8 protein-coding genes are annotated in these 13,696 nt (G+C 45.9%); 4 read left to right on the plus strand and 4 right to left on the minus strand.

The annotated features are described in order from the left end of the window. Positions 1 to 102 precede the first annotated feature (102 nt). Complete coding sequence (locus V5T57_RS20930; RefSeq protein WP_442918197.1) at positions 103 to 297, plus strand: transposase; 195 nt, start codon at positions 103 to 105, stop codon at positions 295 to 297. Continuing rightward, positions 281 to 556: a transposase gene (locus V5T57_RS20935; protein WP_442918198.1), complete on the plus strand. Its 276-nt coding sequence runs from the start codon at positions 281 to 283 to the stop codon at positions 554 to 556. Before V5T57_RS20930 ends, V5T57_RS20935 begins: the two co-directional genes overlap by 17 nt. 59 nt (positions 557 to 615) lie before the next feature. On the opposite strand, the gene V5T57_RS10130 is transcribed toward V5T57_RS20935, so the two are convergent. From V5T57_RS10130 to V5T57_RS10145, 4 genes are all read right to left on the minus strand, one after another. Continuing rightward, positions 616 to 1,515, minus strand: a complete 900-nt coding sequence (locus V5T57_RS10130; RefSeq protein WP_332891092.1) for a substrate-binding periplasmic protein — start codon at positions 1,513 to 1,515, stop codon at positions 616 to 618. Then, on the minus strand, positions 1,512 to 2,885 hold the full coding sequence (locus V5T57_RS10135) for a pentapeptide repeat-containing protein (RefSeq protein WP_332891093.1): 1,374 nt from the start codon (positions 2,883 to 2,885) through the stop codon (positions 1,512 to 1,514). The genes V5T57_RS10130 and V5T57_RS10135 overlap by 4 nt, the downstream gene beginning before the upstream one ends. 157 nt (positions 2,886 to 3,042) lie before the next feature. Then, entirely contained in the window at positions 3,043 to 4,986 is a 1,944-nt protein-coding gene (locus tag V5T57_RS10140; RefSeq protein ID WP_332891094.1) for a secretin GspD/PilQ domain-containing protein, read from the minus strand. Between the two features lie 112 nt (positions 4,987 to 5,098). Then, complete coding sequence (locus V5T57_RS10145; RefSeq protein WP_332891095.1) at positions 5,099 to 5,314, minus strand: hypothetical protein; 216 nt, start codon at positions 5,312 to 5,314, stop codon at positions 5,099 to 5,101. A gap of 1,467 nt (positions 5,315 to 6,781) precedes the next feature. On the opposite strand from V5T57_RS10145, the gene V5T57_RS10150 reads away from it, so the two are divergent. Both V5T57_RS10150 and V5T57_RS10155 read left to right on the plus strand, forming a co-directional pair. Beyond that, positions 6,782 to 12,298 (plus strand): transporter substrate-binding domain-containing protein, encoded by a 5,517-nt coding sequence (locus V5T57_RS10150; RefSeq protein WP_332891096.1) that lies wholly within the window; start codon positions 6,782 to 6,784, stop codon positions 12,296 to 12,298. Positions 12,299 to 12,346: 48 nt separating this feature from the next. After that, entirely contained in the window at positions 12,347 to 13,693 is a 1,347-nt protein-coding gene (locus V5T57_RS10155) for a sugar ABC transporter substrate-binding protein (RefSeq protein WP_332891097.1), read from the plus strand. Positions 13,694 to 13,696: the final 3 nt, after the last annotated feature.

The raw sequence follows: 13,696 nt of genomic DNA on the forward strand, positions 1-13,696 counted from the left end.
TACGTTAAAAAAAAGATGCGCTATACGGAATGAAACCACAAGAAAAGAGTGGGTTATCTAAATAAACTGCGTCAGTGCTGGACTGAATATGGTAAAGAGAACATGGCTTTCTTTGATGAAAGTGGCTTTGAGGATGCGGTATGTAGGCAGCACGCTTGGGCAAGAAGAGGTAAGAAGCTCTTTGGTGAAAGGCCAGGCAGAAAACACAATCGTACCAATTTGATTCTGGCACAGAGGGTTGGTGAGTGGTTGGCTCTAGTGGTTTTCCACTTCTCGTGCAATGCGGAACTTGGTTGAGACCTGGCTAGAGGAAATGTTGTTACCCTTGCTGAACTCACCCAGTGTCCTCGTGATGGACAATGCAGCGTTTTACCGCACAAGACCTATTAAGGAATTACTGGAGGCCCATGGCCACAAATTGCTTCCATGGCCACCCTACAGTCCAGACTTTAATCCAATGGGGCAAGCCTGTGCTGTTCTGAAAAAGTGCCGAGAGTTTGCTCAACCTCCACCATCAATTGAAGACTTATTGATGTGTGATTTTGGTTTCACCTGACTAGAACATACAGCTGTTTATCTTTAGTACGGTGTTCCCTCTTGTTTACCCATAATGAGTTAAGGTTCATACGGTTCGGGCTCTTGACCGATGGGGGGTAAACGAGTTTCGGTCTGGATGAGTGGCCATTGATGAATCAGATCACGCATGCCATTGCGTTCTAAAATGCGTTGCCATGTTGGACTTTGCATAAATGTAGCAAGCCGTTGATTAAAGGCATCCCGTTGTGTTTGGGTAAACGTATTGTGTGAGAAAGCAGATCCGATCTCTACAAACCCCACAGCTGTCTTCATGACCGTCAGTTCAAGCTCCCGCATAACCCCTTCAGCCGTAAATTCAAAAATATCTGAGACCGAGCCAACAATAATGGCATCCAACTCACCAAGCATGAGCTTGCGTGCATTTTCACCATCTTTTAGATGGTAAATAAGGGTGATGTTGGGGTCATCTTGAAGCAGTGGGTAAAGAAAATTCTTACGTGCGCCAATGCGTTTACCATAGAGATCAGATCTTCTGTTTAATGTAAAACTGTCGCCATTACGCACCATGAGTACGTTGTATTCACGAATCAAAGGAGCACTGTACAGGAAGTGGTCTTCCTGAGAAGAGGGGATTGGTAGGCTGGTTCCGACATCAATACTCCCCTCTTTTAGAGCTTCTTTCATGGCGTCCGGTGACATGCGGATAAGTTTAACTTGGTAGCCTAGTTTTTTTAGAAGATGGATCGTTGCTTCACTGATAACCCCAACAGGATGACCATTACGCAGGGAAGAGAAAATTGTATTAGGCAAAGCAACAAGTAGAGTTTGGTTACTCTGTGCTTCCTCTACCACGGTTGCGTGATCAGCCTGTTCCCATACCTTTGGGTCGCCCGCCATGGATTGAGCATGTGTAGCAGGGCTATTGAACAGCACGATTGCGCTTATCAGTAGAACCGCAAAAGGTCTTAAATAGTTCATATCTCTTGCTCCTGTATGACAGGAAAACTCATGGGTTGTGATGGAGGGGGCGGTTTCTGTGCATGGTTATGAAGAGGGTTCGCCGGTGCCGTATTCCCCAACAGTTTATTATGGGGTGTCAAAGTATGAGGATCCACATCAGGCAACGGAACAGAATGTTCTAGAACGTCATGGGATGTTCCTACGAGAAGTTCCAAGCCAGGTAATGAATTTGAATGTAGAGGGTGTGTGCTAGGACCCTTTGTCGTGTGGGTGCCCGCTGTTTGGTTCGCCTTCGGCTGAGGGGCGGTATTGACCCAGAGATGAGAACGCCTTTGGTTAGAAAGAGAGCCCGCGGGTTGCTCTTTGTACGGGGCTACCTGGGGTTCTCTATATGCACTATTATGCGGCCCCATTGTTTCATTAGGGGTCAGATCAAGGGAGCGGTGATGGGTTCCCTTTGTACAAGGTGCCTTTGTGCCATTGGGTAAAATAGCACCACACAGATTGGCATTGATTAAGATTACATTCTTAAAGTGAGCCCCCCGAAAATTAGCAGACGAGAGGTCTGCCCCATGAAAGTTCACGGTATGCAAAGAGGAGCCTGAAAAATTGGCGCCTTGCAGTTTGGCGCTGCGAAAATTGGTTTGGCGAATAAAGGTTTGAGAGATATCAACATGGCGCATGTGGGCCGTGACAAAACTGGCATTTTTTAAATTGGCTCCACTTAGCTTGGCTTTCCAGAGTGAAGCACCTTGAAAATCACTATGGCGTAGATCTGCATCTGTAAGGTCTGCTTCACGAAGGTCAGCATTGCGCATATTGACCTCTTTGGCTTGCACACCGGTCAGACGTGCTTCATGCAGATTGGCCGTTAATAAGTTGGCCCCTTCAAGGACACTGGTAGAGAGGTCGGCATAGGCCATGTTGGCTCGGCGTAGATTGGCCCCACGAAAAGTGGAGCGGAACATAGCGGCCTCTTCTAAATTGGCTTTATTAAAGGAGGCATGGTCAAAGTTGGCCCACTCCATACGGGCAGTGGTTAGAATGGCCGATTTAAAATTGGCCCCTTTTAGGTCAGACCAGGCAAAGCTGCTTCCAAAAAGAAAAGAGCCTGTCCAGTCGGTACCTGCCAGTTGCTGCCGTGAGAAGTTCTCATACCTCAGATCACAAAGGTGGCAGCCCTTTTTATGCATACCTGTCATACGTTGGCTATTAATCATGGTCTGGCCGGTGTTTTTTACAGAAGCCGACTCATCATGCTTTGACCATAAACCAGCATAGGCTGCTAAGGGCAGTAGCAGGAGAAGGGCGTTGAGCACACTTATGAAGGCGACCTTAGCAAAAGGTGGTAGGGCACCCGTGAGGTTATGTTTGTTTGTTTGATACATATCCTTGCCCCCTTAGGGCATAAATAACAGTATTAGGCCAGTTTTGTTGTTTATAGAGCGCATGTGAACAGCTGGCTCTATAGAGCTTGCCGCACCGTAACCAGCATTACTCGGGTTGGGGTGCTCTACTTAACGCCATGACTAAAAGAGGTCGCTTTTAATACCATAAAAAGGTTAATGCCTGTTTTAAGCGGTCTTGCAGGTTATTGATGTTGCTCCAATGTTCCAGTTCAACATCACCTGTACGAAACTCCCGATAAAGGCTGTTTTGTTGCATGTGATGAAAAATGGAAGCCCAGTTGGGGTAGGGGCGGAACCAATCACTATAACGGGCTCTTAAGGCTGCAATGGCCACACCTTCCCCGTCATAGGTTTGTTGGGCTGAACGGCGCTGGTTCTCTTTGGGCTGGTAGACATACTGAACGGGACGAGGGGTTAGCAGAATAAGTACCGACTTTTGAAACTCTTTGGTCAATTGACGGGATGTTGCATACTGAATGACGGGAATATCTTGTAAGCCCGGTACGCCATCCCGGCTGGATTCCGACTCTTTTTCACTTAATCCACTTAGAATAACCGTTTCACCATAGCGCATAATCACATTGGCATTAACTGTGGTTTTTGAGGTCTCTAAACGGAAAGTAAAATTAACATCGGTACTTGGTGATTTTAAGAACGTACGTTCTGCGTAGACCTGCAACTGAATTTGACCATTCTCTTTAAACAGTGGCAGTACTCGAAGTTTTACCCCAATCTCTTTTTCAATGCTGATGGACTCTCCCCCTTGAGCCCCTGTTGCAACTGCAGCGGCATTGAGCTCTGTGCCGGAAAAAAATTCTGACTCCTGGTCGCTGGTCGCCAAGATGGTCGGTCTGGCTAAAATTTCATTACGTTGATTGTTGGCATTAACAATATTGAGTGTGTAAGTAATGGCAGGAATGGTCAGAGCACGGGTAATGGTATCGGTAAAGTAACTGCTTTCAATGGTGCCATCTGCAGCTTGCTGTACAGACTGTTTACGGAAAGCGGGAACCGAATTGTCGCTATCCCCAAACTGAATCTGCAAACCACTAAGAAGGTTAACGCCTTTGGCTGTGTTTAGTGTCTCTTCACTACGGATGATGACGACATCTACGACCACAGATTTTTCAGTCTCATCTTCATCCGTCAGACTTTCCTCAAGCTCTTCTTCATCTTCTTCACCCGATGCTTCAAAACCTTGTACCTGTTGAATAAAGGTCGATTTAACCTGCATCAAAGCGGGGGAGGGAGTTGTTACCAAGGGGGAAGCAGGTTTGGTCTGACTTGTTGTGTTGTATCGCGTATAGATGGACTGCCAGTCTGCAAGGCGTTGGTCAACACGTTGTGCAAGGGGGGCGGATGGGCCGGTTCGATCAAGTTTAGCTTGGTAATGGGCTGCTTTTTGTTGATGACCAACGGCGGACATAATAATCGCTGCATTGGTGATCTGACGGGGTGTTTGAATGTCCCCTTTGGCTTCCAATCGTACAATCATGGATGCTGCAACATCGACTTTGGCGGTCTTATAGGCCGCTTTAGCTGCTTGCCAAAGCAGTTGTGAAGAGTCGCCATGTAAAGATAGGGCCTGCAGGGTGTGGTAAAGAGATTTTTGGTGCTGCCCTTTTTCACTATAAAGAGCACCGAGCATGGCATGAGCGGACCAAAAACTGGTATCAAACCGTAAAGCCTGTTTATAGCCCTGTTCTGCTAAGTCCAGTGTCGTGGCTGACTGTTTAACTCCTTGTAAATGATAGGTTAAACCATTCAGGTAGTGTATGAGTGCGGACCTTGGATCGAGCTTTAGGGCTTGGTTGAAAACTTTGGATGCCGCATCGAGTTCCCCGTCTTTCAGGTCATTTAACCCCTTTAAAGCCATTTTTTGTGAAGCTGAATAGCTATGGGTTTTGGCTTGGGAGAGCAGGGTGTTCCAACTGGCCTGAGCGGATTGGGGGTCATGCACAGCCGTCATTGCCCCGCCAACTTGAGTCGGTGGGAATGGTGTGGCTTTGCAACCGCTCATGAGGGTTAAGAGTACCAATAACCCTGGGATCATCCCTTTAAAATAGGGCTGAAAAATCATGGTTAGAACCTTGCTGTAATATAGAAAACTCAAAGTAACTTCGCCAGTTGTGCTTTTGTACGGACTTACACAAAACAAGTTCTTATACATGGTTTGAGTTTCGTCATATGGCTTACTTCATGCCTTTTAGTACCATGGAGAGGCTCTTGAAGGCCTGGATCAAGCCAAAGACAAACATGCCATGATGCGCTTTTGGGTGGGTAAACTCCTGCTCAAGTTCATGAATGGTTTCAGCCAGTCCACACGCCAAGAGAAAAAGGCCAATAACGAGGTTAAGCATGGGGCTATTAGCCACACTGGCCATCATATCTACAGTTTTTTGCTTCATGACATCTCATCCTGTGGGTTTGACAGACTGCTCTCTCTTTTGAGCGAGTTGAACATATTTTGATGGTGAAAAGATTAAAGGTCGTGTTGAGCTTGCACCCATACTGGTTATTTATGAATAAGACCTGGCATCTTGACTTGCATCAACTATATGTCTTTAAAATTGTTGACAAAAAAATCCAAGCAAAGAGCTTTAGGTTGTTATCATTCATATTTTTTCGTCTATTATTTGACCGTATCATTTCTTAAGATACTTTTATGTATTGTATCCTAAAATATAAGAAACTATTTATCTAGCATAAAAATGACTGATTTTGTGGTATGTCGCAGCAGAAATTATTCCATTCAAATGGGGGAGAAGTATCATTTCTGCATCATATATATGTATGAATTTAGGGTCATCGAGGGGGTAGGGGAGATGACGGTTCTGAGTACAGCGCTGATTCTGCCCTACCGGTTTATGCTAAATGAACCTTATTCACATAGAGCGTTCAGCATCCTTTTGTAGTCCTTCCCCACATAAGTTCTAGCCTGGGCCCTCAAAGAATGTTAAAGCGGGCTGTGTATGATCCCCCCCCCATTACCTGGTCGTTACGGATGGGGCAATACTTTTATGGGTGGTTTTTTACGCACAAAGTTAAAAACCCAGATCGCCTTGCTCTGGTAGCATATAGCCGATGGTAGAATGCTTCTTCTGACGGCTTAGAACCCTCTTAATCGTCGTGTGCCTCTCTAAATAGGCGTCCTATACTCCCTGAGAACTGGTATCCAGAGAATGGTATCCACCGCCAATGATCCTTTTTCTAAAATATAACTTTCTATAGTTTGAGATACAAAATGATAAAATTACTCTGAGTAAAACTACTCAAAGCGTTAAAGGGTTGTGAAGGCAAATGTGTACCGACTGCAGCATCCACTCTTAATCGTTGAAAAGTCACACCTTTGTTTTGTTGATCTCTTTTAGCAACGTGATGAGAGGTTGAACAAAATGGTGTTGTAAAAATTAATGTACGTGATGTTTAGCTTAGGTGGTCGTGATCTTAGCGGGCTAACGTAGAGAAGTAAGGTGGTGTTTTAGGAATGGCCGAAGATGCGTGACACAGGAAGAGGGCTTTTTTTCGCTTTCTTGTCTTACTGAGGCTTTATGTGCAAACACCGTCACGATTTCGTAAAATACGGCCTTAGGAGGGGTAGGTCGCAAACGGACTTACTGGTTTAGTCTCGCCCTTCGTCATTATAGATTCTTGGCATGACTGATGAGAGAAATTGAAATAATATTTTCAAGCAGGTATGCGTAAGGTTAGTTATGCTAAGTGTGTGAACATTTCTTTACAAAAGGCATTTAGAGCATGCGGAATTAATTCGTTAGCTACTTGTCTTTATTAAGAGATCGTATGAATAGGGTGGGGTCGGTACCAATCGCCTTAGATCATCATTTTGACCTCTTTTGGGGTATGAGTTAAATAAGATGAAGAAAAAACAGTTTAATATACGGATAAGGTTGATCTTTTTTCTGATCGCTATCCTGCCATTTCTTCATATGGTCCCCCTGTATGCCACGCAAAAAGCGCCTGATCACGCGCAGCTCTTTTCGCAGGATCCTATCCGTATCGCTTACTGCTCAGATTGTGTGCCCTTTCATTTTCAAGATAAGGAAGGAAAACCCGCCGGTATACTGATCGATCTTTGGCGCCTATGGGCTCAAAAAACAGGTCAAACCGTAGCGTTCGATCCTTTTTCCTGGGATGAGAGCCTTAAAAAAGTAGGGGGGGGGGCTTACGATGCCCACGCGGGGCTGTTTTATAACGAAACGCGAGATCAATATCTGGATTACGGCAGCTCTTTAAGCCGTACCAGCACTCATATTTTTCTGCATAAAGGCTTACCCGCCATTACCAATATGGCTGAGATTACAGCCTACCGTATTGGGGTTTTGAGTGGCGATTATGTTGAAGGTTTTTTAAAGGATAAGTTCCCATCAGCAACCATTGTGCCCTACGCCAGTTATGAGGCCATTGTCCAAGCGTTAAACCAAGGAGAAATTAAAGCTTTTGCAGCCGATACCCCCTCGGGGATCTATCATCTTAAAAAAGCGGGCCGCTTGCATGAGTTTAACATTTCACCTTCTCAACTTCTGTATGCCAATGATTGGTTTGTTGCCGTTACGGCAGGTTCGAATGATCTTTTACACTATTTAAATGAAGGGTTTAAGCGCGTTAGTCGCCAAGAGAGGCTGGATGTTATACGGCGTTGGAGTTCTCAAGATCATGGAAAAGCGCTGGTCATTGCTATTGATCGTGACTATCCGCCGTTAACTAAAATGACCTCTTTTGGTGAGCCCGCAGGTTTGCTCGTCGATTTTTGGCGAGCATGGGCCAAAAAGAGTGGGCACGATGTTCGTTTTCGTATGAGTGATGGTGCAGGCACATTAAAAGCGCTCAAAGCGGGTGAGGCGGATATTCATTCAGGCCTTTTTTTAAATAAAGAACGTAAGGAATATCTCTCTTTTTCTAAGCCTATCTACAAAATAAATTCGAGCTTCTACTTTAGACGTAATCATCAACTTCCTAATGATCCCGCTCGATTTGGGGCGAGCCGTGTTGGGGTGATGGAAAGTAGTTATCAGTTAACGGCGCTCAAGCAGCAGTTTCCAGAAATGTCTTTGGTCTCTTACTCCAGTTGGCAAGGGGTTTTGCAGGCCTTGAAATCTGGCGCTGTCGATGCCGCGATTGGTGAAGATCCCACCATGGAGGTCTTGCTCGATGAACTTGGGTTACGCGGTGCCATTACCGTTGCGCCTGCCCCTTATTTTTCAAACAACGTGTATGGGGCCGTGGTTAAAGAGCAGCAAACTCTGTTAGAGAACGTAGATCAAGGGCTTGGCAGTCTGAGCCTTGAACAGAAGGCACAACTGGAGCGTATATGGATAAAAAACCCACGGCATTGGGTTTTTAAAGCCTCCCCAGAACAGGTTAAACGTTCGCTCAAGTTAACGGATGAAGAGCAGCAGTGGCTGAAAGACAACCCGGTAATTCGTGTGGGTAATGAAATGGATTGGCCACCATTTGATTTTGTTGAAAAGAAGAAAGCAAGCGGCTTTTCTATTGATCTTATGCGCTTATTGGCCAGAAAAAGTGGTCTGCGCTTACAGTTTATCAATGGTCTAAAATGGTCTGAACTGTTGGCGCGTTTTAAAACAGGCCAGATTGATGTTTTACCGGCCATTATGGATATACCCGAAAGACGAGTGTTTACTGATTTTACCGAGCATTATATCACCAACCCAACGGTCATTGTGGTTGATAAGAGGCATAAAAATATCCGTAATATTGAGGACATGCGGGGTAAACGTCTGGCCATTGTTAAAGGGTACTATTACGAACAGTCTGTGCGTGATCATTTTCCTGATATCACTGTGGTTCCTGTCCCTGGTTTTTTAGAAGGGTTAGAAGCGGTTGTGTATGGAAATGTGGATGGATTTGTCGGAAGCCAAATGGTGATCAACCATACCTTGGAAAAACATGCTTTGGCTGGATTACAAATCACCGGACGTTCGGGTATTGATGATATGGACCGGTTTAAAGTTAGGATTGGTGTCCGCAAATCCTACCCTAAACCCTTGCATAGTATTTTAGAAAAAGCCTTGCAAAGCGTGACCTCCGAAGAGCGGCAAGAACTTAGAAAACGCTGGTTGGGACTGAGTGCTCCAGAGTTTTTTCCTGCCCTTACCATTCAGGAGCGCCAATGGCTGAAGCAACACCCTGTTATTCGAGTCGGCAGTGAGTTGGATTACCCCCCTTACGCCTTGGTCAATCAAGCAGGAGAGGCCGACGGCTATAGTGTTGATCTTTTCAAAGCGGTGGCAAAGGTTATGGGGCTTGAGGTCCAATTTCAAGTGGGCCCCTGGGATACCGTACGTACCGCTCTGGAACAGGGGCATATTGAAGCTCTTCCCCTGGTAGGATACTCCCCAGAACGCGATAAGCTCTTTGATTTTACCCCCCCGCATACCATCTCCTATGCTGCTGTATTCAAGAATAAAAACACGAAAATGCCTAGCCGAATAGAAGATCTTAAAGGGCAGAGAATTGTCGTGATGCAAGGGGATGCAACCCATGATTATCTGGTGGAGAACAAGCTTGATCATCAGCTTGTTTTGGTGAAAACCATTCCTGAAGCGTTAAAAAAGCTGGACGCTGGTGACGCTGAGTTGGCGCTGGTGCCCCGCTTGGTGGGGGTGTTGACCCTTAAAGAGTTGAACCTGTCTAAGGTTGAGCTAACCAGTATGCAGTTTGATCTCTATGGACGGGGGTTTGGGTTTGCCGTGCAGGAAGGAAACTCTGCACTTTTAGCTCAGCTCAATCATGGATTGAAAATTATTAAGGAAATAGGGGAATACCAACGCATTCAGGATAAGTGGTTTGGTGTGGCTCAAGTTTCCACGCCTCCCCAAGAGGATGAGTATGATAAAGATCTACAGCTGACAACGGCTGAAAAAGCATGGCTAAAAGCCCACCCAGAGATACGGATGGGGGATGATTTTGCTTGGCCACCCTTTAGCTATCAAAATGATGATGGGCAGTTCAGTGGTATTGCTTCAGGCTTTGTGGATGTTCTATCTAACAAACTGAATCTCCAGTTCAACCCTGTGTGGGATCTTAAGTGGCCCCAGGTGATACAAGGGATAAAGGCGCGCAAACTGGATGTGGTGCCAATCATTGTACCCACCGAAGAACGGCGTAAAGAGTTTCTCTTTACTAAGCCTTATATCTCTTTTCCTGTCATTATCGCGACCCGTAAAGATGGGCAGTTTATCGATCAACTTTCTGACCTGGAAAAACAGAAGGTTGGTGTGGTTAATGGCTATATTACCCATGAACATCTGAAGCGGGATCACCCCACATTGAACCTGGTTCCTCAAGATACCACCCTGGCGGGTTTGCAGGCGTTGGAGCAAGGTAAGATTGATGCTTTTATAGGTAATTTGGGGGTTATTACCTATACCTTGGATAAACGACAAATGGACCAAATTCGGGTGGCAGCACCGACCCCTTATTCCTATGACCTGGCGATGGGGGTTCGTAAGGATTGGCCTGAACTGGTGAGCATACTTGATAAAGGTTTGAACACGCTGGATGCCCGCGATCGTGCCGCCATTAAAAACAGTTGGATGGCCATTAATATCCAGTTTGGGACAGATCTTCGTACCATTTTAATCTGGGTTTTACCGATTGGTATCGTGCTGTTATTGATCATTGGTATGACGTTATTTTGGAACCGGCGTTTGGGGCAGGAAATTGAACAGCGGCAGAGAGCTGAAGGGGAGATGAAAAAGCTCTCACTGGCTGTGGAGAACAGTCCATCCATGGTGATGATAACCGACCCCCATGGAATAATAGAGTATGTGAACCCCCGGTTTGTTGAGGTTACTGGTTTTGAGTGCTCAGAATTAGAAGGAAAAACCGCCAGTATTTTAAAATCTGAACCAACGGTACCAGATCATTTTCAGACGATGTGGCAAACCATTAATAAGGGTCAGATTTGGCGGGGTGAGGTAGAGAATTGCAAAAAAAATGGAGAGCGTTACTGGGCATCCATCTCTATTAGTCCGGTTTTAAGGGAGGGGCAAATTGACCATTTTATCTCTCTACAGGAGGACATTACCGAACAGAAGCAGGTGGCCGAGGCGATCAAGGAGCGTGAAGAGCGCTTAGATTTAGCGCTACGGGGTGGAAACCTGGGGTTTTGGGATGTGGATTTGGAGACCGGTCATACGGTGGTTAACCATCGCTATTCTGAGATCTTTGGCTATGCCACCAAAGATATTAAGCAGATCCGTCAGTTGTGGATGGACTCCTTACACCCTGAGGATCGGGAGCAGGTACTCAAAGTAGGTGAGGCGTACCGTCAAGGTCGTATGGATGATTATGAAGTGGAGTATCGCATCCTGACCAAGGAAGGAGAGACCAGGTGGGTTGTCTCTAAAGGGGCTGGTGTGGTTTGGCACCAAGATGGACGCGTACGGCGTATGGTTGGAACCGTCCAAGATATTACCAACTTTAAGCAAGCTGAGTTGACCATTAAACAGAGTGAAGCCCGGTTTAGAAATTTAGTGGAAGGCTTTGGCTCAGGTTACTTTTTTTACTCCCATGATCGTGATGGTGTCTTTACCTATGTCAGCCCATCTGTGGAGAAAATGCTTGGCTATACCCCTGATGAATTCATGGTAAACTTTACTGAAATCCTCACCGACGCACCGATGAATGAGGGGGCTGAATTAAAGGCGCAGCACGTTATGCAGGGTGAGAAAGTTCCGGCCTATCAAGTAGAAGTAAAGAATAAGGATGGCCGCGTCTTTCAATTGCAGGTCTCAGAGGTACCCCATTATGATGAAAATGGAGAGGTAGTTGGGCTGGAGGGCATCGCCCATGACATTAGTGAGCTTAAGAAAGCTGAGAAGGAAATTCGTGATAGTCAGCATTTGATGACCATGTTGGTTGATAGTATTCCGTCGATTGTGTTTATGAAGGATCGCGATGAAAAGCATGTGCTGATCAACGACTATTTTAAAACAGCGCTGGGTGTGACGAGCGACGATGTTATTGGAAAAACAGTTTATGACTTTCCAATACCTAAAGAGGCGGCTGATCTCGTTCATCAACAGGATCGTAAAGTATTGGATGATGATGTTCGGATGGAATATGAAGAGAGCCTACCTAACCCAGAAGGTGAAATGCGTCACTATTTTACCCGAAAAATTCCCTTTCGTGATGTCCAAGGCCAGCCCATTGGCCTAGTGGGTATTGCTACGGATATTACCGAACGGAAAATTGCAGAGCAGGGTATTCAAGAAAAATTAACCGAGTTGGAAAAATTCAGCGCCGTCGCCATTGGTCGGGAACTACGCATGATCAACCTTAAACAGGAGATCAATGAACTGCGTACCCAGTTGGGTCATGAGACGCGCTATGAAATTCCGGAATAGGTTTAAGTATACGTTTATCGGTTCTTAGGTATAAGTAGGTGCAAGAAAATGAAAAACCATAAAAAAAACATGTTACGTGGGGTTGTACTATCTCTCACCTTATTGATGTTTACGCTTGTTCCTACACTGCTGTATGCAGGCACTATTGATTGGCATAAAGTACGTCGTTTGCAAGGGGAGGCTTTTTTAGAGTATGTCTCCTCTTTGGATCTTAAGGGCCAACAGGCCATCGATTTTTGGAAAAAAATCCCTCTAAGCCGGGCTAATAAACAGGTGAGTAACCTGTTTAGAAAAGAAGCCTTCGCCATCTATATGAAAAAATATCCTCGACCTGGTCTAAAAAGGGTAGAAGCCTTTGTTGCTGGAACCGGGCAAGATATTACAGGTCCCATCAGTGGCCAAAAACTCAAGCTACCCTTTACCTCTCTCTATCCATTGGCAGACGGTCCGATCGGTGATCCTAACCGTACCTACCGTGTTGCCTATACCATTCATGGTTTAAGTCACCCCTGGTTATTGAATAATGCGGACTCTGCCCAGTGGCAAGCGGACAGACACCCCAATGTAGCGTTAACCGTTTTAGACCCAGAGTTTGATAATGATAAGCAGGCGGCTCAGATCGATGCTTTGATCGAACAGAAGGTGGATGGCATTCTTGTTTGGCCGATGCAGGAGGCGCCCACAGGACCCCCGGTTGACCGAGCAAGTAAAGCGGGTATTCCCACAGTTTCTGTTGATCGTTTAGTGGGTAGCCGTGCTGTGCGGGCCCAGGTAACAGGTAACTTCCCAGCCAATGGTGCCCAGCAAGGGCTCTATCTTGTCCATCGCTTGCGCCAGGAGACGGGCAAGGTTGCGGGTAAAATTGTCATGATCCGCAAACCCCACGGCAGTACAGCAGACTCTATGCGTACGGGGCATTTTTTAAAAGTCATCAGCTATTTTCCAGATATCCAAATTTTAGAGAGCCATCATAACAGCAGTAACCGTGCGGTTTCTAAACAGCAGGTGGCTGCGGTTCTAGAAAAATATCCACACATTGATGCCATTTTTTGTACAGGTGCCGAACAGAGCATGGGGGCTGTTGCTGCGGTTGATGAAGCCAAACGCTGGCACAGTCGTACAGAGGGTCGGCGTATGATTATTCTTAATAATGATGACCTCTTTGAAGCATTAAAGGCTGTGGAAGAGGACAAAATAGCCATGACAGCACCCTATACACCCCTGCTTGGTGCGTTGGGTTTGCGGGTTTTACTTAAGACAATCATTGGCGAGCCTATACCTAAAAATGTGACCTCTCCTGATCTACCTATGGTTACACACCAAGGAGAAAACATCTTTGGTATCCCTACCATCCCTGTCAAAACGTGGGTTCCCTATTCTTATGGGCGGCGGTAGTTG

Source organism: Magnetococcus sp. PR-3, assembly GCF_036689865.1.
In the GTDB taxonomy this organism is placed as follows: domain Bacteria; phylum Pseudomonadota; class Magnetococcia; order Magnetococcales; family Magnetococcaceae; genus Magnetococcus.

What these genes read in the sequence shown, in the direction of transcription:
- V5T57_RS20930 (WP_442918197.1), top strand. Translation starts at nt 103, where the DNA reads ATGGCTTTCTTTGATGAAAGTGGCTTTGAGGATGCGGTATGTAGGCAG.
- V5T57_RS20935 (WP_442918198.1), top strand. Translation starts at nt 281, where the DNA reads ATGCGGAACTTGGTTGAGACCTGGCTAGAGGAAATGTTGTTACCCTTG.
- V5T57_RS10130 (WP_332891092.1), bottom strand. Translation starts at nt 1,515, where the DNA reads ATGAACTATTTAAGACCTTTTGCGGTTCTACTGATAAGCGCAATCGTG.
- V5T57_RS10135 (WP_332891093.1), bottom strand. Translation starts at nt 2,885, where the DNA reads ATGTATCAAACAAACAAACATAACCTCACGGGTGCCCTACCACCTTTT.
- V5T57_RS10140 (WP_332891094.1), bottom strand. Translation starts at nt 4,986, where the DNA reads ATGATTTTTCAGCCCTATTTTAAAGGGATGATCCCAGGGTTATTGGTA.
- V5T57_RS10145 (WP_332891095.1), bottom strand. Translation starts at nt 5,314, where the DNA reads ATGAAGCAAAAAACTGTAGATATGATGGCCAGTGTGGCTAATAGCCCC.
- V5T57_RS10150 (WP_332891096.1), top strand. Translation starts at nt 6,782, where the DNA reads ATGAAGAAAAAACAGTTTAATATACGGATAAGGTTGATCTTTTTTCTG.
- V5T57_RS10155 (WP_332891097.1), top strand. Translation starts at nt 12,347, where the DNA reads ATGAAAAACCATAAAAAAAACATGTTACGTGGGGTTGTACTATCTCTC.